This is a genomic window from Actinoplanes sp. DH11, from assembly GCF_020873875.1.
In the GTDB taxonomy this organism is placed as follows: Bacteria; Actinomycetota; Actinomycetes; order Mycobacteriales; family Micromonosporaceae; genus Actinoplanes.
The window spans coordinates 155,655-181,786 of record NZ_JAHWGU010000009.1; the positions used below are offsets into that span (position 1 = coordinate 155,655).

The 26,132-nt window shown below is 72.2% G+C and carries 25 protein-coding genes; 19 read left to right on the plus strand and 6 right to left on the minus strand.

Annotated elements, in window-relative coordinates:
- Positions 1–109 precede the first annotated feature (109 nt).
- From LPA41_RS15480 to LPA41_RS15515, 8 genes are read left to right on the plus strand one after another with little or no spacing between them, the layout of a single operon-like run.
- Complete coding sequence (locus tag LPA41_RS15480) at positions 110–658, plus strand: hypothetical protein (RefSeq protein ID WP_229071072.1); 549 nt, start codon at positions 110–112, stop codon at positions 656–658.
- Positions 659–660: 2 nt separating this feature from the next.
- Positions 661–1,332, plus strand: a complete 672-nt coding sequence (locus tag LPA41_RS15485; RefSeq protein ID WP_229071213.1) for a PIG-L deacetylase family protein — start codon at positions 661–663, stop codon at positions 1,330–1,332.
- Entirely contained in the window at positions 1,329–2,723 is a 1,395-nt protein-coding gene (locus tag LPA41_RS15490; protein ID WP_229071073.1) for a glycosyltransferase family 2 protein, read from the plus strand. Before LPA41_RS15485 ends, LPA41_RS15490 begins: the two co-directional genes overlap by 4 nt.
- Positions 2,720–4,741, plus strand: coding sequence for an ATP-grasp domain-containing protein (locus LPA41_RS15495; protein ID WP_229071074.1), 2,022 nt, complete (start codon positions 2,720–2,722; stop codon positions 4,739–4,741). Before LPA41_RS15490 ends, LPA41_RS15495 begins: the two co-directional genes overlap by 4 nt.
- Positions 4,738–5,889: a non-hydrolyzing UDP-N-acetylglucosamine 2-epimerase gene (wecB, locus tag LPA41_RS15500; RefSeq protein WP_229071075.1), complete on the plus strand. Its 1,152-nt coding sequence runs from the start codon at positions 4,738–4,740 to the stop codon at positions 5,887–5,889. Before LPA41_RS15495 ends, wecB begins: the two co-directional genes overlap by 4 nt.
- Positions 5,886–6,593, plus strand: a complete 708-nt coding sequence (locus tag LPA41_RS15505; protein ID WP_229071076.1) for an HAD family hydrolase — start codon at positions 5,886–5,888, stop codon at positions 6,591–6,593. The genes wecB and LPA41_RS15505 overlap by 4 nt, the downstream gene beginning before the upstream one ends.
- Positions 6,594–6,605: 12 nt before the next feature.
- Entirely contained in the window at positions 6,606–6,908 is a 303-nt protein-coding gene (locus tag LPA41_RS15510) for a GNAT family N-acetyltransferase (protein WP_229071077.1), read from the plus strand.
- Positions 6,909–6,921: 13 nt separating this feature from the next.
- Positions 6,922–7,773 carry a patatin-like phospholipase family protein gene (locus LPA41_RS15515; protein WP_229071078.1) on the plus strand — a complete coding sequence of 284 codons (852 nt, stop codon included), beginning with the start codon at positions 6,922–6,924 and terminating at the stop codon, positions 7,771–7,773.
- Here the strand turns inward: LPA41_RS15515 and LPA41_RS15520 are convergent.
- Both LPA41_RS15520 and LPA41_RS15525 read right to left on the minus strand, forming a co-directional pair.
- Positions 7,734–8,492, minus strand: a complete 759-nt coding sequence (locus LPA41_RS15520; RefSeq protein ID WP_229071079.1) for a LamG-like jellyroll fold domain-containing protein — start codon at positions 8,490–8,492, stop codon at positions 7,734–7,736. The two genes, LPA41_RS15515 and LPA41_RS15520, sit on opposite strands and share 40 nt — an antisense overlap.
- 83 nt (positions 8,493–8,575) lie before the next feature.
- Complete coding sequence (locus LPA41_RS15525) at positions 8,576–10,195, minus strand: M20/M25/M40 family metallo-hydrolase (protein ID WP_229071080.1); 1,620 nt, start codon at positions 10,193–10,195, stop codon at positions 8,576–8,578.
- A gap of 113 nt (positions 10,196–10,308) precedes the next feature.
- On the opposite strand from LPA41_RS15525, the gene LPA41_RS15530 reads away from it, so the two are divergent.
- The 5 genes from LPA41_RS15530 to LPA41_RS15550 all read left to right on the plus strand — a co-directional run bounded on the left by LPA41_RS15530 (position 10,309) and on the right by LPA41_RS15550 (position 16,518).
- On the plus strand, positions 10,309–12,144 hold the full coding sequence (locus LPA41_RS15530) for a Xaa-Pro dipeptidyl-peptidase (protein WP_229071081.1): 1,836 nt from the start codon (positions 10,309–10,311) through the stop codon (positions 12,142–12,144).
- 7 nt (positions 12,145–12,151) lie between these two features.
- Positions 12,152–13,003 carry an alpha/beta fold hydrolase gene (locus tag LPA41_RS15535; RefSeq protein ID WP_229071082.1) on the plus strand — a complete coding sequence of 284 codons (852 nt, stop codon included), beginning with the start codon at positions 12,152–12,154 and terminating at the stop codon, positions 13,001–13,003.
- Between the two features lie 324 nt (positions 13,004–13,327).
- On the plus strand, positions 13,328–14,308 hold the full coding sequence (locus LPA41_RS15540; protein ID WP_229071083.1) for a tripartite tricarboxylate transporter substrate binding protein: 981 nt from the start codon (positions 13,328–13,330) through the stop codon (positions 14,306–14,308).
- Positions 14,309–14,376: 68 nt separating this feature from the next.
- Positions 14,377–14,838 carry a tripartite tricarboxylate transporter TctB family protein gene (locus LPA41_RS15545; RefSeq protein ID WP_229071084.1) on the plus strand — a complete coding sequence of 154 codons (462 nt, stop codon included), beginning with the start codon at positions 14,377–14,379 and terminating at the stop codon, positions 14,836–14,838.
- A gap of 3 nt (positions 14,839–14,841) precedes the next feature.
- The gene (locus LPA41_RS15550) at positions 14,842–16,518 is read left to right on the plus strand and encodes a tripartite tricarboxylate transporter permease (protein ID WP_229071085.1); all 1,677 of its coding nucleotides are present in this window, start codon (positions 14,842–14,844) and stop codon (positions 16,516–16,518) included.
- A 624-nt stretch (positions 16,519–17,142) separates the two neighbouring features.
- On the opposite strand, the gene LPA41_RS15555 is transcribed toward LPA41_RS15550, so the two are convergent.
- Positions 17,143–17,718: a DUF5947 family protein gene (locus LPA41_RS15555; protein WP_229071086.1), complete on the minus strand. Its 576-nt coding sequence runs from the start codon at positions 17,716–17,718 to the stop codon at positions 17,143–17,145.
- 160 nt (positions 17,719–17,878) lie between these two features.
- Here LPA41_RS15555 and LPA41_RS15560 point away from each other — a divergent pair, with 160 nt between their 5' ends.
- Both LPA41_RS15560 and LPA41_RS15565 read left to right on the plus strand, forming a co-directional pair.
- The gene (locus tag LPA41_RS15560; RefSeq protein WP_229071087.1) at positions 17,879–18,301 is read left to right on the plus strand and encodes a carbohydrate-binding module family 20 domain-containing protein; all 423 of its coding nucleotides are present in this window, start codon (positions 17,879–17,881) and stop codon (positions 18,299–18,301) included.
- A 122-nt stretch (positions 18,302–18,423) separates the two neighbouring features.
- The gene (locus LPA41_RS15565; protein WP_229071088.1) at positions 18,424–21,675 is read left to right on the plus strand and encodes an NACHT domain-containing NTPase; all 3,252 of its coding nucleotides are present in this window, start codon (positions 18,424–18,426) and stop codon (positions 21,673–21,675) included.
- Between the two features lie 12 nt (positions 21,676–21,687).
- Here LPA41_RS15565 and LPA41_RS41910 read toward each other — a convergent pair whose 3' ends face one another.
- The gene (locus LPA41_RS41910; RefSeq protein ID WP_255689738.1) at positions 21,688–21,816 is read right to left on the minus strand and encodes a hypothetical protein; all 129 of its coding nucleotides are present in this window, start codon (positions 21,814–21,816) and stop codon (positions 21,688–21,690) included.
- Positions 21,817–21,912: 96 nt separating this feature from the next.
- Here LPA41_RS41910 and LPA41_RS15570 point away from each other — a divergent pair, with 96 nt between their 5' ends.
- From LPA41_RS15570 to LPA41_RS15580, 3 genes are read left to right on the plus strand one after another with little or no spacing between them, the layout of a single operon-like run.
- Positions 21,913–22,170, plus strand: coding sequence for a YciI family protein (locus LPA41_RS15570; RefSeq protein ID WP_229071089.1), 258 nt, complete (start codon positions 21,913–21,915; stop codon positions 22,168–22,170).
- Between the two features lies 1 nt (position 22,171).
- Complete coding sequence (locus LPA41_RS15575) at positions 22,172–22,480, plus strand: YciI family protein (RefSeq protein WP_229071090.1); 309 nt, start codon at positions 22,172–22,174, stop codon at positions 22,478–22,480.
- Positions 22,477–23,715 (plus strand): RNA polymerase sigma factor, encoded by a 1,239-nt coding sequence (locus tag LPA41_RS15580; protein ID WP_229071091.1) that lies wholly within the window; start codon positions 22,477–22,479, stop codon positions 23,713–23,715. Before LPA41_RS15575 ends, LPA41_RS15580 begins: the two co-directional genes overlap by 4 nt.
- A 20-nt stretch (positions 23,716–23,735) precedes the next feature.
- Here LPA41_RS15580 and LPA41_RS15585 read toward each other — a convergent pair whose 3' ends face one another.
- Complete coding sequence (locus LPA41_RS15585) at positions 23,736–24,119, minus strand: MerR family transcriptional regulator (RefSeq protein WP_229071092.1); 384 nt, start codon at positions 24,117–24,119, stop codon at positions 23,736–23,738.
- Between the two features lie 58 nt (positions 24,120–24,177).
- On the opposite strand from LPA41_RS15585, the gene LPA41_RS15590 reads away from it, so the two are divergent.
- Positions 24,178–24,882, plus strand: coding sequence for an SDR family oxidoreductase (locus LPA41_RS15590; protein ID WP_229071093.1), 705 nt, complete (start codon positions 24,178–24,180; stop codon positions 24,880–24,882).
- A gap of 134 nt (positions 24,883–25,016) precedes the next feature.
- On the opposite strand, the gene LPA41_RS15595 is transcribed toward LPA41_RS15590, so the two are convergent.
- The gene (locus LPA41_RS15595) at positions 25,017–25,979 is read right to left on the minus strand and encodes a polysaccharide lyase family 1 protein (protein WP_229071094.1); all 963 of its coding nucleotides are present in this window, start codon (positions 25,977–25,979) and stop codon (positions 25,017–25,019) included.
- Positions 25,980–26,132 lie beyond the last annotated feature (153 nt).

The window sequence follows — 26,132 nt, forward strand, 5'->3', positions numbered from 1 at the left end:
CACACCCTAGGCGATAGGTACAACCCATCCGCTACTCATGTCGGCTTTGGGAGCGCCGATGGGAACGACGCGCCAACCGGCGTGTCAGGCGACCTGCGGAGGTAAACCCATGCGTCTCGTGCCCCAGTCACTGCGGCGGCGCCGCGCGCTGCTCGCAGCGTCCGGAGCGGCGCTGGTCGCGGCCATCGCGACCGTTCTCGTGCTCAACTCGACGCCGGCCGCCGCCACCTGGCAGTCCTTCGGCGGCACCCCCACCTGCGACTGTGTCGTGCAGGACAGCAAGACCGGCAGCTACCGGGCGGTCTTCGGCTACGTCAACACGACGAAGAACACCGGCAAGATCGACGCGGGCGCGAACAACCGGGTCGTGCTCACCGGCAGCACCAGGACCGTCGACGCCAAGGTCACCACCCGCTTCGACCCGGGCACCCACAAGGCGGCCTTCGCCACCGGCTGGATCAGCAAGGACACCAAGATCACCTGGACCGTCGGCGGCAAGACCGTGGTCGCGCACTGGAACAAGCCGACCTGCGGCCGCGACGTCTCGCTGCCCGCCGGCGGCAACGGGTCCGGCCCGCTGCTGGCCCTGGTCGTCGCCGGCCTGGTCGGCGGTGGTGTGTACCTGTGGCGCAAGCGCCGCCCGGCGGCCCAGCCGTGACGATGCGCAGCGTCCTGGCGATCGGCGCGCACCCCGACGACATCGAACTGGGCTGCGGCGGCACGCTGGCGGCCCACCGGGCGGCCGGTGACCGGGTCACCATGCTCGTGGTGACCGGCGGCCAGAACGGGCCCGGGCCTGTCGACGGCCGCCGCGCGGAGGCCGAGGCGGCCGCGCGCAACCTGGACAGCCTGCTGCTCTGGGGCAGCCTGCAGGACTGCGCGGTGGCCGCCGACGCGGCCACCGTGGCCCTGATCGAGCAGGCGCTCCGGGAGACCGAGGCCGACGTCGTCTACGTGCACGCGCCGGACGACTCGCACCAGGACCACCGGGCGGTCGCCGCGGCCACGCTGTCGGCGACCCGGCACAGTCGCCGGATCCTGCACTACCGCAGCCCGTCCACCACCCGGTTCGAGCCGACCGTCTTCGTCGACATCTCGGCACACCTGTCCCGCAAGATCGAGGCGCTGGCGTGTCATCGCAGCCAGGTCGAGTCGTCGGCGATGGTCGACCCGGAAGTGGTGGCCGCCTCGGCCCGGCACTTCGGCGCCCAGGCCCGGGTCCGGTTCGCGGAGGCGTTCATGCCGGCCCGGTTCGTCTGGGACCTGGCGCCACCGCCCACGTTGTCGCCGCTTGCGGAGATGCCCGTGTACGCGGCCCAGGTAGCCGCGTGACCGGCGGCGTGGCGTCCCCCGCGGGTGGGGGACGCCATCGCCGCGCGCCGGAGCACTTCCGGCGCGGCCTGCTGACGCACGCCCTGATCCTCGCCGCGGCGCTCGCGCTGTTCGGGGTGGATCGGACGCTCGGCTGGGCCGCGACAGTGCTCACCATCGTGTTCCTGCTCTTCTTCTTCCGGCACCTCGCGTTCGCGGTCTCGGCGGCCCGGTGGGCCGAACGGGACCTCGACGCGCCCCTGATCGGCGTCGAGTCCTTCACTCCGTCGATCGCCGTCCTGATCGCCTGCAAGGACGAGGAACTCGTCGTCGACGGCATGGTCGCCGCGATGCTCGGCCTCGACTACCCGGCCGACCGGCTCACCGTCGTGGTCGTCGACGACGCCTCCACCGACGGCACCGGCGCGAAACTCGACGCCTGGCACGCGGCGAACCCCCGGCTGCGCGTGCTGCACCGCCCGGCCGGCGCCGGCGGCGGCAAGTCCGGCGCCCTGAACGACGCGCTCGCCATGGTGGACGCCGAGATCGCGGTCATCTTCGACGCCGACCACCAGCCCGAGGCGAGTGTGCTGCGCCGGCTGGTCCGGCACTTCCGGGACCCGAAGGTCGGCGCGGTGATGGGCCGCTGCGTGGTCCGCAACGGCGTCGAGTCGAACCTGGCGTCGACCATCTTCATCGACTACCTCTCCGGGTACCTGGTCAACGAGTACGGCCGGCAGGCCCTGTTCGAGCTGCCCGCGTACGGCGGGGCCAACTGCGCGGTGCGGACCGGCCTGATCCGCGGCCTCGGCGGCTGGAACCCGCACACGGTCACCGAGGACACCGACCTCACGCTGCGGCTGCTGCTCGACGGGTACCGGGTCCGGTACGACGCGTCGGCCGTCGACTTCGAGGAGGCGGTGCTCTCCATCAGCCGGTTCTGGCGCCAGCGGTACCGGTGGGCGCGGGGACATCAGAAGTGCCTGCGGGACTACTGGCGGCCGGTGCTGCGTACCCCGTACCTCTCTCCGATGGAGAAGCTGGAGACGATCCTCTTCCTCTGGGTCTACCACGTGCCCGTGCTCTGCGGGCTGGGCCTGGTCCTGATCGCCCTGCGGGCCGCAGGCATCGGCGGCTCCTCCGCCGTCGAGGTGATCTCCCTCTCCGCGCTGCTGTTCGCCGGTCCGTTCACCGAGCTCGCCGTGGGCCTGGTCCTCGGCCGGGTGTCGCGCAAGGCGGTCTGGATGCTGGCCGGGTTCATCCCGGCCTTCGGCATGTCCATCCTCACCGCCACGAAGGCCTACGTCGACGGCATGTGGGGCACCACCTACAGCTGGTCCAAGACCGCCCGGTCCGGCGCCACCAGCGCGCCCGTGCAGGCACCGCCCCCGGTGATGGCGGAGGCCGCATGACCCTTGTCGCCCGCCGCCTCGACCACGCCCTCCAGCAGCGCTCGCGCCGCCGCCTGGTGCCCACCGGCACCGCGCGCCGCCGGCGCCTCGTCGGCATCGAGATGGCGCTGGCCGTGGCCGGCTGCGTCGGCGGGTACCTGCTGTTCATCGACTGGGCCCGGCACTTCGAGGTCCGGATCTGCGAGCAGATCGTCCTGGCGCTCGGCGTGGACCGGGTCTCTGCGGCCCTCGGCGACTCCTTCATCGTCTTCGGGCCCGGTTTCGAACCCGTGGTTGCCGAGATGACGGGGTCCTGCTCGATCCTGTCGAGCGTGCTGGCGCTCGCCGCCCTCGCCGTCATCGTCCTGCGCGAGCGGCCCCAGGTCGTCGTCGGGTTCGCCGTGGCGACGCTGTTCGTGCTCGCCGCCAACCAGCTCCGGCTGCTGCTGTCCCTGCTGGCCGGACGCTACTTCGCCGTGGACGCGCTGATCTTCTTCCACGACTGGATCGGCGCGGTCATCAATTTCGCCTACACCCTGATCGGACTGCTCATCATGATCGGAATGACGATGTACGACGCCCAGCGCGCCGAGCAGGATCACACGGGACGGCACACCGCGGACCGGCCCGAGGCCTGGGCCCGTCCCGGACTCGGCCACCGCGTGCCGCTCGCCGCCGACGACGCGCCCCAGGACGCCAAGGTCCAGGTGGCCGCGTTCCTGCACCGCAAGATCCTGCCCCGGGCGCTCTCCGTGCGGCTGGCCCGGCGCCGGGAGCGCACCCGCGTCGACTACCGGGTCGGGCACGAGAAGGCCGCCCGCCGTGCCGCCATCGTCCGCGACCTCGCCGGCAAGGGCCTCGGCGTGCACACCGCCACCCTGCTCGCGGTCGCCACCCACGAGACCGACACCGGCGTGCTCGACGCGCTCGCCGACGCCGTCGCCGCCCGCCAGTGGGAACCGATCGCCAACGCCGACGTCATCGCGCTGCGCCTGTGGGCCCGCGCCTGGCTGATGCGCGCACCCCGGGAGACCGGGCCGGCGCCGACCGGCCGCCTGATCGCCGTCACCGGTGCGGGCGGACCGGCCGGGGTCGCGGTCATCCGGTCCCTGCAGGCCGCCGGTGACGAGGTCCTGGCCCTTGACGCCAACCCGGACGCGGTCGGGCTGCGGCTCGCCGGTCGCGCCGCGGTGCTTCCCCGGGCCGACGAGCCGGGGTACGCCCAGAGCCTGCTCGCCGTCCTCGCCGAGCACCGCCCGGCCGCGCTGGTGTGCACGGTCGCCGAGGAGTACCAGGCGCTGGCGCCGCTGACCGGGCGGCTGGACGGGATCGGCGTACGCACCTGGCTGCCCGACCCGGCCTCCGCCGAGACCTGCCTCGACAAGGTCGCCTTCGCCACCGCCCTGCACGCCGCCGGTGTGCCGCACCCGGCGACCGCGTGGACCGCCGACACCGCCGGCCTGGTCCCCGGGCCGTGGGTGGTCAAGCCGGCCCGGGGCCGCGGCAGCCGCGACGTCATCCTGGTCGACGAGCCCGCCGATCTGCCGCACGCCTTCTTCACCGTCCCCGGCGCCATCGTCCAGACCCGCCTCGAGGGCCGCGAGTTCACCGCCGACGCCCTGGTCGCCCGGGACGGCGCCCTGCTGGCCTGCGTGCCCCGCTGGCGCGACGAGACCCGCGGTGGCATCTCGGTGCGCGGCACCACGTTCGAGTCATCGGAGGTCACCGCGACGGTCGCGGCCACGCTGCGCGCCGTCGGGCACAGCGGCCCGGCCAACGTGCAGGGGTTCGTCCACCCGTCCGGCGCGGTCACGATCGTCGAGGTCAACCCGAGGTTCTCCGGCGGGCTGCCGCTCACCCTGGCCGCCGGCGCGGACGTGGTCGGCACGTACGTCGCCGGCATCCTGGACCCGGCGGCCGACCTGCCACCACTGAGCTACCGCCCCGGCGTACGGATGGCCCGTTACTTCAGCGAGGTCTACTACACCGCCGACGCCGCCCCGGTCGCCGACCCGATGCTCGCGGGAGTGGCCCGATGAGCGGCAAGCACATCCTCGTCCCGTTCGGCACCCGGCCCGAGGTCATCAAGCTCGCCCCGGTGGTCGCCGCCCTGCGCGAGCACGGCCACAGCGTGGTGACCGTCGACACCGGCCAGCACACCGACGCCGCCATGTCCGGTGACGTGCAACGCGACCTCGGCCTCACCCCGGACATCCGGCGCGAGCTGCCGGCGGGCGGCAACCGGCTGGCCGCGCTGATCGAGGGCGCCGGCCAGATGCTCGACGCCGACCGCCCGGACCTGGTGCTGGCCCTCGGTGACACGCACACCGTTCCCGCGTACGCCCTGGCCGCCCGCGCCGCCGGCGTGCCGTTCGCGCACCTGGAGGCCGGGTTGCGCAGCTTCAACCCGCGCAGCCTGGAGGAGGTGAACCGCCGGGTCGCCGCCGCCGTCGCGCAGCTGCACTTCGCGCCGACCGGCCGGGCCGCCGGGTTCCTCGCCGAGGAGGGTGTCGACGCCGACCGGATCTTCATCGTCGGCAACCCGGTCGTCGACGCGCTGCGCCGGCGCGGGATCAACCCGGTGCCGCCGCCGGACCGGACCGGGGTGCTCTTCACCGCCCACCGCGCCTCCAACGTCGACGACCCGGACCGGCTGGCCCGCATCGTCGGCCTGGTCGCCCGCCTCGCCGACATCGGCCCGGTGCGCTTCCCGGTGCACCCGCGCACCGGCGCCCGGCTGCGCGAGTTCGGCCTCGCCGAACGCCTCGCGAGCCTGCCCGGCGTCGCCTGCGAGGACCCGCTGCCCTACGACGAACTGCTGCGCGAGCTGGCCACCAGCCGGGTCGTGGTCACCGACTCCGGCGGTCTCCAGGAGGAAGCGTCCTACCTGGGCGTACCGGTCGTCGTGCTGCGCCGCTCCACGCCGCGCTGGGAGGGCGTGGAGACCGGCACGTCGGTGCTGACCGGCATCAGCACCGACGACGAGGCGGACCGGGCGGTGGCCGCCGCGCACCGGCTCAGCCAGCCGCTGATGCTCGCGCACATCGCGGCGCTGCCGTGCCCGTACGGTGACGGCAACACCGGCCCGCGCGTCGCCGAGCTGCTCGCCGACCCGGCCGTGGAGGCGCTGCTGTCCCTGGAGGAGCCCGACTACACCGACGGACCGCTGCCCTGGGCCCTGGCGTGACCTGGGCCGGGCCGGCGCCGGCCGCGGTGGTGATCGACCTGGACGACACGCTGTACCCGCAGGCCGCGTACCTCTACGGCGCGGCCCGCGCGGTGGGCCGGGCCGGCGCGGCGGCGGGCCTCGACCCGGTCCGGCTGGGCCGGGCGGTCCGGCGTCAGCTCGTCGCCGGATCGGATCGCGGCGGGACGATCGACCGGGCTCTCACCGCGTACGGGCTGCCGCCCGCCGAGGCGGCCGCCCTGGTCCCGGCCCTGGTCGCGGCGTTCACCGGGTACCGCCCCCGGCGGCTGCCCCTCTTCCCGGGGGCGGCCGCCGCCCTGGCCGCACTGAGCGCGCACTACCCGGTCGCCTGCCTCACCGACGGCAACCCGGTCATCCAGCGGGCCAAGCTCTGCGCCACCGGCCTGTCCGAAGCCTTCACTGCCGTGGTCATCACCGACGAGCTCGGCGGCCGGGCCACCCGCAAACCGCACCCGGCCGGGCTGCGTGAGGCCGCGTCGCTGCTCGGCACCGACCCGGGCGCGCTCGTGATGATCGGCGACCGGCCCGGCAAGGACGTCGCGGTCGCGGCCGCGCTCGGCGCCCGTTCCATCCGGGTCCGCACCGGCGAGTACGCCCACGTGCCCGACGACCCGCCCGCCACCGCCGTGGTGCCCGACCTGATCGCCGCAGCCGCCCTGCTCCTCGGCGACGGGACGCCGTGATTGGATGGGCGGGTGAGTTTCACGGTGACCGACGCGCCCGAGCGGGAACGCTTCGAGGCGCACGACGCGGACGGCACGCTCGCCGGCGTCGTCACGTACCAGCTGACCGGCGACATCATCGTCTACACCCACACCAAGGTCGAGCCGGCCTACGAGGGTGCCGGCGTCGGGTCGCTGCTGGCCAGGGCGGTGCTCGACGACGCCCGGTCCCGCAACCGGACCGTCGTGCCGATCTGCCCGTTCATCAGCGAGTGGCTCGGCAAGCACAAGGAATACGACAAGATCGTCGCCAGGTCCACCCGCAAGGTCAAGTAAGGCCGGCCCCCGGATGGACGAGGACGACACGCCGGAGATCAGGATCGGGCTGGCGCTCGGCGGCGGCGCCGTGCGGGGCGCGGCGCATGTCGGTGTGCTCGCCGCTCTGGACGAGGCCGGCCTGGAACCGAGCGTGATCACCGGGACCAGTGCGGGCGCGCTGGTCGGGGCACTCTACGCGGCGGGGCAGACGCCGGCGGAGATCGCGAAGCTGGCGCAGACGTTGCGCTGGGCGCGGCTGGTGCGTCCCGGGCGTACCCGCAAGGCGCTCTTCGAGACCAGCAAGCTGGGCGCCTTCCTCGACACGGTGCTCGATGGCGCCGACTTCGACGCGCTCAAGCGGCCGTTCGCGGCCGTCGCCTGCGACCTGTCGACCGGCGAGGAAGTGGTGATGCGGGACGGGCCGGTGGCGCAGGCCGTGCTCGCCAGCTCCGCCGTGCCGGGCGTCTTCCCGCCGGTGGACCGGGACGGTCTGATGCTGGTGGACGGCTCGCTGGTGAACATCGTGCCGGCCGGACTGGCCCGCCGGTTGGGCGCCGACATCGTGATCGGGGTGGACGTCTCCGGGCCGTTGCCGCGGCGGCCGCCGGCCACCGTCCTGCACATCATGGTCGCGGTCTCCACGCTGCAGCCGGGCGGCATCCACAACCTGGCCGCCGACGCCGACCTGGTGCTGACGCCCGAGGTGGACGGGTACGCGTTCTGGGAGCTGTCCCGGATCCCGGAGTTCGAGGCGGCCGGCCGCACCGCCACCGAGCAGGCGCTGCCGCTGCTGCGCGCTCTCAAGGACGCCGCCGCCGCCCGGGCGCAGTGGGAGCGCCGCCGTCAGCCGACCGCCACCCAGACGTCGTCCAGGACACCGTGAAACTGGTCGTTGTCACCGAACGCGCTCTTGCCGCCCAAACTCAGCGGCTCCTGGTTGACCACTGACAGGCCGGCCGGGACGGTGCGGAAACCCTGCACGAAGCCGTCCACATAGACGGCGAGGTTCGTGCCGCTGCGCCGGCACTCCACGCTGTGCCAGCGGTTGTCGGACACGCTCACCCGGGCCAGCACCAGGTGGATCGCCGTGCCCTGGACGAGGGCGCAGCTCGGATGCCCGGAACGGCCGTCCACTTGAAGTTTGTACTGGCTGCCCTCGTTGGAGTAGCCCTTCTGGACGACGTTCTGGCCGGCGCTGGTGCGGTTCGGCGCCAGCCGCAGGGCGGCGCCGAAGCGGAACGGCCGGGCGGCGGGATTGAGCTTGTCACTCGGCGCGGCGCGCAGGACCAGTCGCGGGCAGGGCGCTTGGCGGCAGGGCGCGGGGAAGCGTACGGCCCGGCCCGCCGCGTGCCCGATCAACCCGGCCGCGGCGCCGTGGCCGGTGACCGGCCGGAGCCGGTGCCCGTTCCCGGAGACGTCCGCCCAGGCCGCCGGCCCGGCGCCGTCGAACGTGTAGCGGGCGACCACGACCGGCGGCGGGGGCGCCGCGACCCAGAAGGCCGCGCCGGAGCGGGTTCGGACAGCCGTGGTGGCCGCCGCCAGCGTGGCCAGGACGAGCAGGACCCCGGAGAGCAGGATGAGGCGGGGACGGTAGCGGTACACGTACGCTCAACGCGCCCGGCCGGACAAGGCAGCGGGCCGCAGCGATCGCCGCGGCCCGCGCCCCTGGTTCCGGCCGGTGAGGATCAGTCCTGCGGGTGGTGCGGGCCGTCGCCGCCGCCGGCGGTGACGAAGGTGCCCTGCGGCCCCGCCGGCGCGGGCAGCCGGACCGGCTTGCCCGGCACCCGCTTGCCCGGCACACCGTTCACCGACTCGGTCGAGTAGGCGAAGGTGAGCTGCGCGAACGCGATCAGGTCACTGTTGACCTCGAGGGCGTGCGTGTCGACGTTGCCGATGTCGTCACAGGCGATGTGGTAGCACTGGTCGAAGGACTCGCCCGCGACACCGCCCCAGATGGCCTGCTGCTCGGGCGTCTTGACCACCTCGGCGCCGGTGAACAGGCCGCCGGACGGGATGCCCGCCTCGATGAACGCCTGGTAATCGCTGCGGCCGGAGAACTCGGCGTCGTCGTAGGGCTCGTCCTTCCAGGTGTAGTACGACTCGTACAGGTCCTCGATCGCCGTCGAGCCCGGCGGCACGACCACCGGGGCCGGGAACGAGGACTGGTCCGCGTCGTAGACCTGGAAGATGTAGTTCGGCGAGCCCACCATGTCGTAGTTCAGGTACAGCGCGATCCGGTCCCGTTCGGCCTGGCTGAGTTCCTCGACGTACGCCGTGGAGCCGATCAGGCCCAGCTCCTCCGCGCCCCACCAGGCGAACCGGATGGTGTTCTGCGGCTTGATCTTCGCCATCTGCAGCGCGGTCTCCAGGATCGCCGCCGAACCGGAGCCGTTGTCGTTGATGCCCGGCCCCTCGGTCTCGCTGTCCAGGTGGGCGCCGGCGAAGACCACGTTGTTGCGGTTCTTGCCGGGCAGTTCGGCGATGACGTTGACATCGGTACGGGTCTCGGCCGGCAGGATCCGCACCCGCGCCGTCGAACCCGCCTGTGCGAGGGCGGAACCGTCGGCGAAGCTGGCCCCGACCACCGGGATGGTGATGCCGTGGTCCTCACCGAGGGTGCCGACGATCAGTGCCTCGCGGGTCGGGTCGTTGCCCTGGTTGAAAATGATCGCTGCCTCGGCGCCGGCGGCCTCCGCGTTCGCCGCCTTGATCGCGAACGAGCAGGCGGTGCCGTCCGGCAGCGTGCCGCCGCGCTGGAGCAGGGCGATGTCGCTGGGACCGCTGAGGTCCAGCCCGGCGAAGTCGTCGGCGGTGCAGCCGCTGGTGGTGGCGCGGTCGCCGGTGAGGTTGACGTCGACCGGGACCACCGGGCCGGTCACGTCGCCGGGCGCGCTGTTGGTGAAGGCGCCGGTCTCGTACTCGGCGTTCACCGGGGTCAGCTGCCGCAGCAGCGACGGGTAGACGAACTGGAACTCGAACGGATCGAGGGTGACCTTGTAGCCGGCCTTGCGGAGCAACCCGGCGACGTACTTGACGCTGTTCCCGTAGCCCTCGGTGCCGGCGGCCCGGGTGCCTGGGTAGAACTCGTCGTCGTTCCTCTCGGCGATCCTCTGGAACTGCTGCAGGTGCCGGTAGACGCCCTTGAGTGTCACGCACTTGAGCAGCTCGGCGTAGGTGTCGTTGGCCTGGCGCGCGCACGAGTCGTGCCCGCCGTGGCCGCCGTTGCCGCCCGCCGTCGCGGCGGTGCCCGGCACGAGCGCCAGCACGGTGGCGACGGCTGCCGCCGTCATGGTCCTCAGCTTCATCCGTTTCTCCTGTCCACTTCGGATCACCGCCGACCGTAGACGAAGATGAAGATCGATACAGCGGGACGAACGGGTAGTCCCAAACGATCGACGTGCGGCGATATAGTGCGGCGATGCGCATCGTCCTGGCGACATTGACGGCGATAGCCGGTATGGCGGTAACCGGGTTCGTGGTGGCCCCCGCGGCCGCCGCACCCGGGATTCCGGCGGCCGCCGGCACCCAGCCGATCCACGACTACGCGTCCGCGATCCGCGAGCAGGTGTGGGTGCAGACGCCGGTCGACAGCGACGCCGACGGCCGGCCGGACCGGGTCGCCGTGCGCGTCATCCGGCCCGCCGCGACCACGACCGGCCTCAAGGTGCCGGCGATCCTGCAGGCCAGCCCGTACTACGCCGGCCTCAACGACGTGCCGAACCACGACGACATCGACCGCGACGGCGGTCTCACCGTGGGCTCGCTCGGCATCACCGACCGGTCGCAGAACATCACCTTCGCCGGTTACCTGGACAACTACTTCGTCCCGCGCGGCTACGCGGTGGTCTTCGCCGACAGCCTGGGCAGCGGCGGCTCCGACGGCTGCCCCACCTCCGGCGGGCGCAACGAGACCCTCGGCGCCAAGGCCGTGGTCGACTGGCTGAACGGGCGCGCGCCCGCCTTCGACGCCGACGGGCGGCCGGTTCCGGCGAACTGGGCCACCGGGCGTACCGGCATGATCGGTGTCTCCTACAACGGGACGCTGCCCAACGCGGTCGCCGCCACCGGCGTGCGTGGCCTGGAGACGATCGTCCCGATCGCCGCGATCTCCTCCTGGTACGACTACTACCGCGCGAACGGCGGCGTCGTCGCACCCGGCGGCTTCCAGGGCGAGGACACCGACGTGCTGGCCAAGGCCGTGCTGACCAGGCAGAACCCGGAGGTCTGCGCCGGCGTCATGAGTCATCTGGAGACGGCGCAGGACCGGGAGACCGGCGACTACAGCGCCTTCTGGGACGAGCGGAACTACGTCAAGGACGCCGGCAAGGTACGCGCCAGCGTCCTGCTCGTGCACGGTCTGCACGACGACAACGTCCGCACCGGACAGGCCGGCCAGTGGTGGGACGCGCTCTCCGCGCGCGGGGTGCCCCGCAAGATCTGGTGGCACCAGGCCGGGCACACCGACCCCTTCAACGTACGCCGCCAGCAGTGGCTCACCACCCTGCACCGCTGGTTCGACCAGTGGCTCTACAAGATCGACACCGGGATCATGCGGGAACCGATGGCCGACGTCGAGGTCGCGCCGAACGTCTGGCAGACCTCGCGGACCTGGCCGCCGGCCACCACCCGCCCGGCACACCTGTGGCTGGGTGACGGCACGCTCGGCACCGGCCGCTCCTACCAGCGGCAGACGTTCGTCGACGACCCGTCCCGGACCGCCGCGGACCTGGTCGCCGCGCCCGCCGGCGACCCCAACCGGCTCGCCTACCTCACCGCGCCACTGACCCGGCAGACCCGGATCTCCGGCACCCCGGAGGTGTCAGTCCGCGCCGACCTGACGGGCGAGTCGCCGTACCTGACCGCGCTGCTCGTCGACTACGGCCCCGCCGACCGGTTCGCCGGCACCCGCGTCCTGCCCGAACGGGACTGCGTCGGCCCCGGCATCGAGGGCGACCCGGGATGCTTCAACCGGCGGGAGTACGTCATCGCCAACACGCCGTACGAGATCGTCTCGCGCGGCTGGCTCGACGTCCGGAACCGTTTCTCGCCGTCCCGGACCGTGCCGGTGGAGCCGGGCAAGCCGTACACGTTCCGCTGGGACCTGCAGACCACCGACCACATCTTCGAGACCGGGCACCGGATCGGCCTGGTACTGATCTCCACCGAGCGCGACCACACCCTGCGGTACCCGGCCGGCACCGTGGTGGGCGTGCAGCCGGGCCTCTCCAGCCTCCAGGTGCGCGTCGGCCGATAATCGGGGGGTGCCATCGCACTACGAGATCCTCGGCTCCGGGCCGGTCCTGGGTTACTCGCACGGCAACCTGTTCAGCCCGCGGGTCGAGGACGCGATCGGCATCCTGGACTGGACCCCGGTGGCCCGCCGGCGCACCGTGGTGCGGCACCACCAGCGCGGGCACGGCCGGTCGCCGGGGGAGCCGGACCCGGCGCGCTACACGTGGGCGGCGCTCGCGGGCGACCTGCTCGACCTCGCCGACCGCGTGGCCGGGCTCTCCGACTCGCCCGCTGTGCCTGCCGGATCCGCCGGGCCTGCTGGGTCTGCTGTCCCTGCTGTGCCTGCTGGGTCTGCCGGGCCTGACGGTGGGTCGGCGACGGTGGACTGGGCCGGTTCCTCGATGGGTGCCGCCGCCCTGCTCTGGGCCGCGACCGCCCGGCCGGAACGGTTCCGCCGCCTGATCTTGATGAGCCCGCCGGTGGTCCGAGAGGCCCGCGCGCAGCAGGCCCGCGGCTACCGGCACGGCGCTGCCACGGTGGAACGGGACGGCAAGGAGGCCTGGATCCGGGCGCTGCGCCGCTTCCCGAAACCGCCGATCTTCGCGGACGTGCCGACCTGGCAGTTCGACGCCGACGTGCCGGCGGACCTGCTGCCCTCGGTGCTGCGCGGCGCCGCCGCCTCGGACCTGCCGGACGACGCGGTCCTGCACGCGATCACGCACCCGGTGCTGACCCTGGCGTGGGAGGGCGACCGAGGGCATCCGGTGGCGACTGCCGAACTGCTCGCGGGCGTGCTGCCGGCCGCCCGCCTGCACGTCTCCGCGTCGGTGGACGACATCCGTACCTGGCCGGCCCGGATCGCCACCTTCCTCGACGAGTGAGGAGCCTTCGCTAGTCGGGTTGTGAGTCGGTAGCCGCGGTCGGCTGCGGTGGCTCCGCGTGGCGTAGTGGATCTGCTGGCGGTGCGAAATCGCGGTTCTGACCCCTTGACCACAGCGATTTCGCACCGCCAGCAGATCAACGTCTCGACACCGGCGGCGTGTCCGGCGCTGCCGGGGCCAGGCTGGCGGCGATCTACGGCCTGACGATCCGGAATCGGTGACCGGACCGGTATCCGGGTGGGTGCCCGCAGGGCGTGCGCTTTGTCGCCTCTGGACGGATACTGGGCATCGGTCTTGGTGGATTCGCCGGAGTGGGTGAGATCTATGCGGAGAGCACCCTTTGTCGCGGCCGCGGTGGCGACGCTGCTGCTGGCCGTCGGAGTCGTGTGGGGGGACGACGACGCGGTCGCCGGTGACTTCCTGGACGGGCGGCAGCTGCGGCTGATGGCGCCGGCGGCGCCCGGCGGCGGCTGGGACCAGACCGCCCGGGAGATGCAGACCGCGCTGCGGGACGTGGTGGGGCGCACCGAGGTCTACAACGTGGCCGGCGCGGGCGGGACGATCGGGCTCAGCCAGTTCGAGCGGTACCACGGCGACGCCACCCAGCTCATGGTGATGGGCCTGGTCATGCTGGGGGCGATCGAGAGCAACGACTCGCCGGTCACGCTCGGCGCGGTCACGCCGATCGCGCGGCTCACCACCGACTACGAAGTGATCGTGGTGCGCGCGGACTCGCCGCTGAAGGCCATGCCGGACCTGGTGGCCCGGATGCGCGACAACCTGGGCTCGGCCTCCTTCGCGGGCGGGTCGGCGGGTGGCGCGGAGCAGATCCTGGCCGGCCTGATCGCCGGAGCGGTCGGTGCGGATCCGGGGGACGTCAACTACGTGGCGCACTCCGGTGGCGGTGAGGCGCTGGCCACGGTGCTCTCCGGCCGGGCCGCCGCGGGCGTCTCCGGCGTCTCCGAACTGGAGGCACAGATCCGGGCCGGCACGGTACGCGCCCTCGCCGTCTCCAGCGGCGACCGGCTGCCCAACCTGCCCGGCGTGCCGACGCTCAAGGAGTCCGGCGTCGACGTGGAACTGGCGAACTGGCGCGGCGTGGTCGCACCGGCCGGCATCGGCGGCGCCGACGAGAAGGCCCTGGAGGACCTGGTGGTGCGGATGACCCGGGGTGAGGCGTGGCGCGAGACGCTCACCCGGCGCGGCTGGGGTGACGCGACCCTTGCCGGACCGGACTTCGACAGGTTCCTCGGCAACGAGCAGCGCACCGTGCAGGACATCCTGGTGAAGATGGGGCTGGCATGACCGCGCCACCGGAACCGGGCCAGCCAGACAGCGCGCAGACGGACCGTGCTCAGGCGGACCGTCCGCTGGTGGACCGTGCGCAGGCCCGGGCCACCGCCCTGCTGGGACTGATAATGGTCATCGGGGCGATCGTCGTGCTCGTCGACGCGGCACGGCTGCGCGACTCCGACGACGCGGTCGGGCCGGCGGCGGCGCCCACGCTGCTGGGGATCCTGCTCGGCACGACCGGGCTGCTGCTGGCGGTGCAGGGGGCGCGCTCCGCCCGTACCGCACCGGAATCCGCTCTCGAGAAACGGCGCCTCTGGCGCCTCGCCGGCCTGGTGGGCGCGCTCATCGCGTTCGCTCTGCTTCTTCCGATCATGGGGTACGTGGTGAGCTCCACCGCCCTCTTCACGGCGGCTGCCCTGCTGCTCGGCGCGCCGCATCCCGCCCGGGTGGTGGCCTACGGGTGGACCGTCGCCGTCGCCGCTTTCCTGATCTTCGACCGGCTGATCGGTCTGTCGCTGCCCGCCGGGCCGTGGGGGTTCTAGACGATGGATGCGTTGCTGACCGGTTTTGCCGAGGCGCTGACCCCGGCGAACCTGTTCTGGGCGCTGATCGGCGTCACGATCGGCACGGCGGTCGGCGTGCTGCCCGGCATCGGGCCGGCACTCACCGTGGCGCTGCTGCTGCCGATCACTTTCCGCCTCGAACCGGCCGCCGCCCTGATCATGTTCGCCGGCATCTACTACGGCGGCATGTACGGCGGCTCCACCACCTCGATCCTGCTGAACACCCCCGGTGAGAGCGCGTCCGTCGCGACCGCCCTGGAAGGCAACAAGATGGCCCGCGCCGGCCGCGGCGCCGCGGCCCTGGCCACCGCCGCGATCGGCAGCTTCGTGGCCGGCACCATCGGCACGATCGCGCTCACCATCGCCGCGCCCCTCGTCGCCGATATCGCGACCAGTTTCGGACCCCCGGAGTACGTCGCCCTGATGGCCGTGGCGTTCGTGACGGTGAGCGCGCTGCTCGGCCCCAGCCTGCTCCGGGGCGCCGCGAGCCTGGTCATCGGCGCGACCCTGGGCGTGGTCGGCATCGACACGCTCACCGGGCAACCACGCCTCACCTTCGGCGTGCCGTCCCTGCTCGACGGCATCGACGTGGTGATCGTGGTGGTGGCGCTGTTCGCGCTCGGCGAGACGTTCGCGCACGCTCTGGCCGGCACCGGGCACACCCGGGTCGAGCCGGTCCGCGGCGTACCCATGCTGTCCCGCGCCGACTTCCGCCGCTCCTGGCCGGCATGGCTGCGCGGCACCGCGCTGGGTTTCCCGATCGGCAGCCTGCCGGCCGGTGGCGCCGACGTGCCCACCTTCCTCAGCTACGGCCTGGAGAAACGGCTCTCGAAGCACCCGGAGGAGTTCGGGCACGGCGCCATCGAGGGCGTCGCCGGGCCGGAGTCGGCGAACAACGCGGCAGCGGCAGGTGTGCTGGTCCCGCTGCTCACCATCGGCCTGCCCACCTCGGCGACGGCAGCGGTGATCCTGACCGCGTTCCAGTCCTACGGCCTGCAGCCCGGCCCGCAGCTGTTCACCGAGTCCGGTGACCTGGTGTGGGCGCTCATCGCCAGCCTCTACATCGGCAACGTCCTGCTGCTCGTGCTCAACCTGCCGCTGGCCCGGGTCTGGGCCCGGCTGCTGGGCATCCCCGCGTACGGCATCTACGCCGGAGTGCTCGTCTTCGCCTGCCTGGGCACGTTCGCGGCCGGCGGGACGATGGCGGATCTCGTGGTGCTGACCGTGCTCGGCCTGATCGGCCTGCTGATGCGCGAGGCCGGGGTGCCGGTCGCCCCGGCGATCGTCGGGCTGATCCTGGCACCGCTCGCCGAGCAGCAGTTGCGGCGGGCGCTGGCGCTGTCCGACGGCGACTGGAGTGTGCTGGTCTCCAGCCCGCTGACCGTGGTGCTGTGGATCCTGGTGGCGGCGGCCCTGCTGGCACCGGCGGTGCTGGCCGTGGTCAGGCACGTGCGCCGGCGGGAGGTTCGCGAGCGGGACCAGAAGCGGGACCAGGAGCGGGACCGAGACCGGGAGAGCGCGGGTGGGTCGGGCCGGGACAGTGCGGGTGAGCCGGGCCGGGACGGTGCGGGTGGGTCGGGCCGGGACGGTGCGGGTGGGTCGGGCCGGGACAGTGTGGGTGGGCCGGATCGGGGCAGCTCGGACGTCGATGGGCAGTGAGCGTGGTGTCTCGATGGCTTTGTCGAGCAGCGATTGTCGGCCTTCTGCCGTTTTGTGACGGTAGGTCGCCGTGCTGAGCGTGGCATACCGGACGTCGACGCGGCAGCGCGGTGTTTCGTTGCCCTCGGCTCCTTCGCGATCAGCCGCCCGGCGATGGTGATCTGCTAGCGCTACGAAATCGCGGTTTCAGCCCCTTGATCACAGCGATTTTGCATCGCTAGCAGATCAACATCTCGACGTGGATCACGCGTCCGGTGCCGCCGGGACCAGGAACAAGGGGCGGCCCGGGTTGATGCGCGGGCGGTATCGGGCTGGGGGCGACCGTCGGTTGGTGGCGGTCGGACAGCGACGTTCGGGCGGCGCGGATCGCGGGGCAGCGACGGCGCGGCCGGGGGTGACGGCCGTGGGGCGACGGTTCGGGCGGCGACGGCTTGGGCGCGGCCGGGGGTGACTGCCGTGGGGCGACGGTTCGGGGCGGCGACGGCTTGGGCGCGGCCTGGGGTGACTGCCGTGGCGACGGTTCGGGGTGGCGACGGCTTGGGGCGGCCCGGGGTGACCGTCGTGGGGCAGTGGTCGGGCGGCGGCGGTTGCGGGCGACGGTCGGGGGCTGACGGCCGGGGCCCGTCAGCAGCGGGCGTGCACCCGGGCGAAGAACATCGCCAGGCTGTGCTGCGCGCCCGCTCCGCCGTCGTAGCCACGCCAGCTCAGCCGCAGCGCGCCCGCCAGTTCGAGGCAGGCGTCGATCGGCACCAGGAAGCTGCCGCCGGACCGGCGCAGCAGCAGTGCCTCCACGCCGGGGCGCAGCGTGCCGAACGCCGGGTGCCGCCGGACGAGGCGGTCCCACACGGTGGCCGGCAGGGCTGTCTCGGTGGTGCCGCGCGGGCCGGGGCAGCAGGCGACGAGCCGGTCGGCGGCCATCGACAGGAAGGCGGGACCGGCCGGGATCCGCAGGTCGTCCCATGTCTCCTCGGTCAGCACCTCGCCGGGGAACTCCAGGTACCGCTCCGGTACGGGCTGGAACCGATCGTCGGCCCGGGTTTCGTGACAGGCCGGGCAGCCGCAGACGAGGGACTGTTCCCGCACGTCGACGAGGTGCCGGTGCCGGGCGCCGATGGTCGCGGAACAGAGGGCGCACCGCGGGCCGGCGGGTGACGGCGCGGGCCGGGCGGCCGGCGCGGACTGGCGGACTTTCGAGGTCATCACTACCTCCGAGGCGCCGGTGGGGCACACAGGCTAACCGCGCCGATGACGGTGTGCGCCGAAAACCACCCGACGGCGTGACCTCGTCGTTGAAAGAATTTTCATACCCGTCGAATGTGGCGTACGGGTTGCATATTGACGCAGCTCACCATGGGGCTGTGTGACAGCGCCCGGGCCGCCACTGTGGACGGAGGCCGCCCGCTGGCCGACCGATCGGAAGCAAGAACTTGCAGATCTTGCGGTCACTGTCGAAAGGGATCGTCATGCGTACCACGAAGCGTCTTGCCGCCGGACCGCCGGCTTCACCGCCTGGGGGCAGAGCGTCCAGGTCGTCGGCAGCATCCCGGAGCTCGGCTTCTGGAACACGGCGAAGGCCGTCCCGCTGACCACCACCGCCGGCACGTTCCCCACCTGGACCGGCGGGGTGGCGCTGCCGCCGAACACGTACGTCGAGTTCCAGTACGTCGTGAAGAACGCGAACGGCACGGTCGCCCGCTGGGAGAAGGGCTACCAGCAGAACCGGGCCACGATCACCCCGCCGACCGGCACCTGGATCACCCATGACACGTTCGGCGGATACTGAGCCGGCCCGCAAAAAGACGCAGGTAAAAGCGCGGATAGAAAGCGCAGGTAGAACGCCCGAGGGAGCGTGCCGAGGGATATGTCGCAGATATCCCTCGGCACGTCCGTCCATATAGTGTGCGGGTGGCACAGGGTCTGACCTACAACGACGCGCTCAAGCTGCTCGGCGGGTCCGGCCCGCTGCTGCGGCTCACCGACAACACGCTGGGCGGCGCACTCGCGGTGGCTACGGCGGGCGGCAGCGAGGCCGCGACGAGCCTCTTCGACGCCAAGACCGAGGTGATCCGGCTCGGCCGCCTGGTGTCGGCGAGGATCACCGATCTGGTACGGGGCCAGAGCCGCTACAACCGCAGCCAGCGCCTGCACGCCGCACACGGAGTGCTCGTCGTCACCGCGTTCTTCGAGGCCCTGGAGGGCTTCCTGGACGTGACCGGGGGCAGCCCGCCCGGCCTGTCCCGGGAGGACCAGATCGCCCTGCTGGCGGCCGTGCGGGAGCAGACCGGCGGCTGGCCGGAGCTGCTGCTCGCCGCCCCGATCCCCGGCCCCGGCCCGGACACCGGTCACGACGAGCTGCTGCGGCAGCTGACCGGCTGGTACACCGTCCGGGCCGCCGCGGTAGCCGCCGGAACCGCCGTCGGTGACCTGTCCGCGAGCGTGCTGCCGGAGCTGGCCGTCGCCCGGTACGAGGAGAGCCTGCGCCGCCTCACCGAGGAGGTCCCCGAGTTCGCCATCTGGATGGGTCACCAGGAGAACCGGGCCACCGCACGGGGGCTGGAGGCTCTGGAGGCCACCCTGCTCCGGGTCACCTCGCACCGCGACCCGGTACGTCACCGGCAGGCGCTCGCCATCGCCTACCGTGCCGACCTGGGCCGGCCCATCCTCGGCGGCGACACCGGTGACCTGTCGATGCCGAGCCTCGGCACCGCGTACCTCGACCCGCGCTTCCGGGTGAAACCGGCCGGACCCGGTGCCCGCCCCGCCCAGGAGGAGTGGTGGGACACCGGGATCGGCGCCGACTTCGCCGGTTTCCTGGGCACCTACCTGACCACGCCGTACGCCGTCCAGGCCCCGCTGCTCCTGCTCGGCCAGCCCGGCGCCGGAAAGTCGTCGCTCACCCGGATCCTCGCCGCCCGGCTGCCGGCGAGCGATTACCTCGTCGTCCGGGTGGTGCTGCGGGAGGTGCCGGCCGAGGCGGGGATCCAGGAGCAGATCGAGTTCGCGTTGCGCAACGCCATCGGCGAGACCGTGGCGTGGGCCGACATCACCCGGGAGGCCGACGGCGCGATGCCGGTCGTGCTGCTCGACGGCTTCGACGAGTTGCTCCAGGCCACCGGCATCCACCAGTCCGACTACCTGCAGCGGGTGGCGGCGTTCCAGCAGCGGGAGGCGGCGCTGGGCCGACCGGCCGCGGTGCTGGTCACCAGCCGGGTGGCGGTCGCTGACCGGGCCCGTCTCCCGGCCGGCACCCTCGCGGTCCGGCTGGAACCCTTCGACGAGCCGCAGCTCGACCGCTGGATCGCCACCTGGAACCACGCCAACGCCGCGTACTGGCAGGCGACCGGCCGCCGTCCGCTCACCCGGGATGTGCTCGGCCGTTATCCGGACCTCGCCGAGCAGCCGCTCCTGCTGCTGATGCTGGCGCTCTACGACGCCGACGACAACGCCGTCCAGGGCGCCGGTGAGGCCCTCAGCACCGCGCAGCTCTACGAACGCCTGCTGCACCGGTTCGCCGAGCGCGAGGTCCGCCGCATCCACCGCAACCAGCCCGAACCCACGGTTCCCGGCCTGGTCGAGGACGAGTTGCTGCGGCTGTCCGTGGTGGCGTTCGCGATGTTCCACCGCGGGCGCCTCTGGGTGACCACCGAGGAACTCGACAGCGACCTCGCCCAGCTCGGCCTGCCACCTCGCGGCCGGGAGACCGAGGCGTTCCGCAGCCCGCTCACCGCGGGACAGGAGATGGTCGGGCGCTTCTTCTTCATCCAGAAGGCGCAGGCGCAACGCGACGACCGGACCCTGCAGACGTACGAGTTCCTGCACGCCACCTTCGGCGAATACCTGGTGGCCCGGCTCGTGGTGCAGGCACTCACCGACGCCGCGGTCCGTGCGAAGGCCCGGACCCTGACGCTCGGCGCCGGTGCCGAGGACGAGCAGGTGCGGTCGTTGCTGGGGTACACCCCGCTCTGTGCCCGGGCCACGGTGCTGCCGTTCGTCCGGGAACTGCTGGGCGGGTCGGCCGACATCCGGGCCTGGCTGACGGACCGGCTGCGGGTCGCGGTGACCCGCCCCGAGTTCACCCCGCGAACCTACCGGCCGGTGGACAAGCGGACCGATCACTGGATGTCGACGTACTCCTTCAACCTCGCCGTCCTCACCCTGGCCTGCGGTGGCGAGGTGCGCGCCTCGGAACTGTTCCAGCACGCCCGGGACCCGGCGGCCTGGCTGCGCGACCAGGCCCTGATGTGGCGGGCGGCCGTGCCGGGCAGCATGTTCCTCGACGCGATGGCGTCCATCACGGTCGTCCGCAGGTGGACCCCCGACGAGCGCAGGGACTTGATCTTGGTCCGGGCGGTGAGCGGTGCGGACGTCTCCGCGGACGCCCTCTGGGTGCACGGGTTGCGGCCGAGCGCCCCACTACGGTCCGCGGAGGCGGGGACCACATTGCCCGGATCGTTCAGGTTGGCGCCGGCTCTGGTGTCGATGCAGCTCAGCGGTGCTCTCGGGGACGACCTGCTGCGGCACACCCTGGAACCGATGCTGAGATCGATGCCGGACGAGGTCACCGGCCTGGTCGTGCACGGCCCGGACGACGCCGAGTCACCGGCGCGCACCCTGCTCGAACTCTGGCAGGCTTCGTTCGTGGAGGGCGGTCCCGATCTGCCTGACGCCTATGAGCGAGCGGTCGTGGCCGTGACCAGCAGGGAGCAGACCGGCTTCGAGTCCGGCCGGGGTGCCGGCATGGTTCTGCACTTCCTGGCTTCCGACTCCCACCGCCTGCCGTCGGCCACGGTGATCCGCCTGCTCCGGAAGCTACGGCTGTTCCGTGACACGTTTACTTCCGCCGACGTGACGCTCACCTTGTTGTGCCTTTTCCGCTGCGGCGCCGCGGACAGCCCGGACGGACGGATCGAACTGGCCGCGGCGTTGGATCGCGTGGTGATCATCGCCCGACGTCTTGCCCCGCACGAGTGCCTTCAGCTGCTTGATGCCTTCAGCTGGGCAGGCTCGCGCTCGACTGTCGAGGAGGCCTGGAGTGCGGTGGAGGACTGCCTCGGCGGAGAGTGGAACCGGCGTGAGCTCACGCATTCCCCGGATCTGGCGCGACGGGTGGGCTTGGCGCGGGCCCGTCTCGAGGGACGGTTCGGGCGCCTTCGGTGACCCGTACGCCGCTCAGCTCCGCCTCCTCGGCCGCCGCCAGAGCCGGCGCAGGCCGGCGGCCATGCGCCCCATCGTCCTGTCGACCTCGCGCGTCGACTCGGTGTGCAGGTGGGCGATCAACCAGAAGTGATGCGGTGTCATGTGAGCACGACGCCGCGGATTCCCCGGAATCGACCGGTCGCCGGTGTCGATTTTCCGCCGGGCGCGGCGTCGTCAGGGTGAGAGAAGGAGGAGATCATGCGCTACATGCTCTGGATGCTGGGTGACGCCGGCGAGCATCACCGGGGGCAGCGGCTGCGCCCGGCGGCGGAGGCGGTCACGGTCCGGGTCCGGGACGGCGAGGTGCGGGTGACCGAGGGACCGTTCGCGGACACATCGCAGCACATCGGCGCGTTTGAGATCGTCGACGTGCCCGATCTGGATCAGGCCATCGAGATCGCTTCCGGTCACCCGGCCGGTGTCGAGATCCGTCCCTTCCACCCCGCGGAGCACTGACATGAGAATCCTGGCCTTCGTCTGTGCCGACGACAGCCTCACCATGACGGCGGAGGAGAACACGATCGAGCAGTGGCTGGCGTCGACGCCGCAGCGCGTCGAGGGGCATCAGCTGCGTGGCCGGGAGGACGCCACGACCGTTCGTGACCACGGGGCGCTGATCACGGACGGACCGTTCGCGGACACCAAGGAGTGGATCGCCGGCTACGACATCCTCGACTGCGCGTCGCTGGAGGAGGCCGTGGCGATCGCCGCCGGGCATCCGCTGGCCCGGTTCGGGGCGATCGAGCTGCGCCCGTTCGACGAATGACGCCGCACCGGGAGAAACCCTCGACGGACGCGGCGGGCGCGGTCGAGACGGCGTTCCGGGAGGAGTGGGGCCGGATCGTGGCGACCTTGATCCGGCTCACCGGTGACTGGGACCTGGCCGAGGAGTGCGCGCAGGACGCGTTCGCGAAGGCGCTGACCCGATGGCCGGTGGACGGCACACCGCGCAATCCGGGTGCCTGGCTGACCACGGCCGCCCGCAACCGGGCGATCGACCGGCTGCGCCGCGCGTCGGCCGAGGACGCGCGGCTGCGGGCGTTGCCGCCGGTGGAGTCGCGTGCGGAGGAGGGCCCGGTGCCGGACGACCGCCTGCAGTTGATCTTCACGTGCTGTCATCCGGCGCTGCCGCTGGACGCCCGGGTGGCGCTGACGCTGCGTACTCTCGCCGGTCTCACCACGCCGCAGATCGCCCGCGCCTTCCTGGTTCCGGAGGCGACCATGGCGCAACGGCTGGTCCGGGCGAAGCGCAAGATCCGTAACGCCGGGATCCCGTACCGCATCCCCGCCGCCCACCTGCTCCCGGAACGCCTCTCCGGCGTCCTCGCCGTGCTCTACCTGATGTTCAACGAGGGCTACTCGGCGGATCGGGGTGCCCTGGCGGACGAGGCGATCCGGCTCACCCGGGTGCTGGGCGCGCTGATGCCGGACGAACCGGAGGTGCGCGGCCTGCTCGCGTTGATGCTGCTGCACCACGCGCGGCGCGCCGCGCGCACCGACGCGGCGGGTGACCTGGTCACCCTCGCCGAGCAGGACCGATCCCGGTGGGATCAGGAGATGATCGAAGAAGGGGTACGCGTCCTCGAACAGTCCCGCGGTCGCGGCCCCTACCGGCTGCAGGCCGCGATCGCCGCCTGCCACGCGACCGCCGCGACGGCCGGCAGCACCGACTGGCCGCAGATCGCCGTGCTCTACGCCGCGCTGGCCCGGCTCGCCCCGTCCCCGGTGGTCGAGCTGAACCGGGCTGTCGCCGTGGCGGAGTCGGCCGGACCGGAGGCCGGTCTGGCGGTGCTGGACGGCGTCGACCTGCCCGGGTACCACCTGCTGCCGGCCGCCCGGGCCGAGCTGCTGCGTCGTCTGGGCCGGTTCGGGGAGGCCGCCGAGTGCTATCGCGAGGCGTTGTCGGCAGTCACGTCCGAGCCGGAACGCCGCTTCCTGACCGCCCGCCTCAGCGAGCTGCCGTGCGGAACCGCCGGCCAGTACGGCAACCGCCATTCGTGATCATGGCTGAGGCCGGCGGATCAGGCGGTGAAGGGCGAGCAACGCATGGGGACACCCGGCGTCCGTAGCCGGGCTCCCTCCTCGATCAGGTCGCCGAGCCGGGCATCGGCCGCACTCAGCTCATCGATCTTCGCGCGGATCCGGGCGCGCTCGGCGGCCAGCTGCGCGAGCATCTCGGGCGTGCTCATGCCGTCGTCCAGGAACGGCAGGAGACCCTTGATCGTCTTGCTGCCGAGGCCGGCGGCGAAGAGTAGCTGGATGAACCTCACCGAGTCCACCGCGGTCACCGGGTAGCGCCGATGACCGCCCGAGCTGCGATCGGGTACGAGGAGCTCCTGTTCCTCGTAGTAACGCAGGGCCCGCACGCTCACTCCGGTTCCGTGGGCCAGCTCCCCGATGCGCAAAGATCCCCCAAACGTCTGACTTGAATCTCACGTCAGCGTGACGTTTTAGCGTAACCCCATGAAGATCAACCAGGCCACCGCGCTCGTCACCGGCGCCAACCGCGGCATCGGCCGCGCGTTGGCCAAGGCCCTGCTGGAGCGCGGAGCGAAGGTCTACGCGACCGCGCGACGTCCGGAAACCCTCGATCTGCCCGGTGCCCACCTCCTGGCCCTCGACATCACCGATCCGGAAGCCGTCGCCGACGCCTCCCGAGCAGCGGGCGACGTCGACCTGCTGGTGAACAACGCCGGTGCGGGTTTCGGCGGCACCCTGCTGGGCGATCCGGACAGCCTGCGCGCGGAGATGGAGGTCAACTTCTGGGGCACCCTGTCGATGGTCCGCGCGTTTGCCCCGGTCCTGGCCGCCAACGGTGGCGGCGCCGTCGTGAACATCGCGTCCGCCGCCTCCTGGTTCCCGCTGCCCGGCGCGACCGGCTACGCGGCGAGCAAGGCCGCGCAATGGAGCATGAGCAACGGCCTTCGGCATGAACTCGCCGCGCAGGGCACCCTGGTCACGTCGGTGCATCTCGGTCTGGCCGACACAGACCTGACCAAGGGCCTGGACCTGCCGAAAGTCGACCCCGCCGTCGTGGCGCGGGCAACCCTGGACGGCGTCGAGGCCGGACGGTACGAGGTTGTCGTCGACGACATCGCGGCCCTCTTCAAGTCGTCGGCCACCGCCGACCCCGAGGACTTCTACACGCGGCTCGCGCAGCTGATCTGACCTGGCGTGTCCGGGCCCTGGACGTTACGTGGCAGACGGCCACCGCAGGCTGGAGGAGAGCTGCCGTGCGGGACCGCGTGCCCTCCCCCGATGGAGGCCGGGGGAGGGCACGCCGTTCGTGGAGGGACGGGACGTCAGACGTTGATGCGGCCGGCGCCGGCGTTGGCGGTCACGATGGACTTCACGCTCGACGCCGGGTCGGCGGTGTACGAGTACGGGATCGCCCGCACGCTGCCGCCGGTCTGCCCGCTGCCGGAGTTGACCAGCAAGTTGTTGCGGGCCACCAGCGTGCCCTCGTCCGACGAGCCTTCGCCGAGGTGGAACGGGTCGTCGACGTTCTCGAACGAGTTCGCCTCGACCAGGACGCCGGCGCCCTCGGTGGACGCCACGCCGTACCCGGAGTTGTCGTAGTAGTAGTTGTTGTAGACGTGCACCGGGTTGCCGAACCGCACCCGGGGGTGCCGCTGCGTCGACGCGTCGAACCAGTTGTGGTGGTAGGTCACCCGCAGGTGCCCGGTGTCCTGGCTCGCGTTGCTGTCACTGTGCCCGAGCAGCATGGATTTGTCGTGGTCGAATACCCGGTTCCACGAGACGGTGATGAAATCGGAACCGCGTTTGATGTCGACCGCGCCGTCGTTCCCGTTGCTGAAACTGTTGTGGTCGACCCAGATGTTGGTGGCCGACTCCTGCACGTTGATCGCGTCGTCGTTCCAATTCCGGAAAGAGAGATTACGGATGATGACGTTCCGGTCGCCGTTGATGTTGAATCCGCAGCCGACGATCGCGGCGCCGGAGTTCCCGATGATCGTCTTGTTGGAGCGGACCCGCAACATGCCGCTGCAGTTGATCGTCCCGGAGACCCGGATGTTAGACGCCGCACTGGAACCGAGGGCCGAGGTCAGGGCGGACGCGCTGGTCACGGTCGTAGTGGCGGCGTTGCCACCACCGGTGGTGCCACCGTTCTGCGTCGCCCAGCCCACCAGGTCGGTGATGGCGTAGGTCTGGGCGGGGGCCGCTGCGGCCGCGCCGGTGGCCGCGCCCGCGAGAACGAGCGGCAACGCGGCGGCCACGGCGAGCCGGGGAATGAGGCCAGGCATGTGGTACTCCCATTCGAAAAGCGTGATCCGCATTCGGGGAAACGCGGATCTTGGGGATGTGGGGAGCGCTCCTGCGCCTTAGAAAAACATAGGTGTACATGGATGTGAAGAGGAATTCGTTTGCAGGATTCCTGCAACAGGCAGTGCTGTGCG

Coding starts and splice junctions, on each gene's coding strand:
- LPA41_RS15480 (WP_229071072.1), top strand. CDS start 110: ATGCGTCTCGTGCCCCAGTCACTGCGGCGGCGCCGCGCGCTGCTCGCA.
- LPA41_RS15485 (WP_229071213.1), top strand. CDS start 661: ATGCGCAGCGTCCTGGCGATCGGCGCGCACCCCGACGACATCGAACTG.
- LPA41_RS15495 (WP_229071074.1), top strand. CDS start 2,720: ATGACCCTTGTCGCCCGCCGCCTCGACCACGCCCTCCAGCAGCGCTCG.
- wecB (WP_229071075.1), top strand. CDS start 4,738: ATGAGCGGCAAGCACATCCTCGTCCCGTTCGGCACCCGGCCCGAGGTC.
- LPA41_RS15515 (WP_229071078.1), top strand. CDS start 6,922: ATGGACGAGGACGACACGCCGGAGATCAGGATCGGGCTGGCGCTCGGC.
- LPA41_RS15525 (WP_229071080.1), bottom strand. CDS start 10,195: ATGAAGCTGAGGACCATGACGGCGGCAGCCGTCGCCACCGTGCTGGCG.
- LPA41_RS15530 (WP_229071081.1), top strand. CDS start 10,309: ATGCGCATCGTCCTGGCGACATTGACGGCGATAGCCGGTATGGCGGTA.
- LPA41_RS15540 (WP_229071083.1), top strand. CDS start 13,328: ATGCGGAGAGCACCCTTTGTCGCGGCCGCGGTGGCGACGCTGCTGCTG.
- LPA41_RS15550 (WP_229071085.1), top strand. CDS start 14,842: ATGGATGCGTTGCTGACCGGTTTTGCCGAGGCGCTGACCCCGGCGAAC.
- LPA41_RS15555 (WP_229071086.1), bottom strand. CDS start 17,718: ATGACCTCGAAAGTCCGCCAGTCCGCGCCGGCCGCCCGGCCCGCGCCG.
- LPA41_RS41910 (WP_255689738.1), bottom strand. CDS start 21,816: ATGACACCGCATCACTTCTGGTTGATCGCCCACCTGCACACCGAGTCG.
- LPA41_RS15570 (WP_229071089.1), top strand. CDS start 21,913: ATGCGCTACATGCTCTGGATGCTGGGTGACGCCGGCGAGCATCACCGG.
- LPA41_RS15575 (WP_229071090.1), top strand. CDS start 22,172: ATGAGAATCCTGGCCTTCGTCTGTGCCGACGACAGCCTCACCATGACG.
- LPA41_RS15580 (WP_229071091.1), top strand. CDS start 22,477: ATGACGCCGCACCGGGAGAAACCCTCGACGGACGCGGCGGGCGCGGTC.
- LPA41_RS15590 (WP_229071093.1), top strand. CDS start 24,178: ATGAAGATCAACCAGGCCACCGCGCTCGTCACCGGCGCCAACCGCGGC.
- LPA41_RS15595 (WP_229071094.1), bottom strand. CDS start 25,979: ATGCCTGGCCTCATTCCCCGGCTCGCCGTGGCCGCCGCGTTGCCGCTC.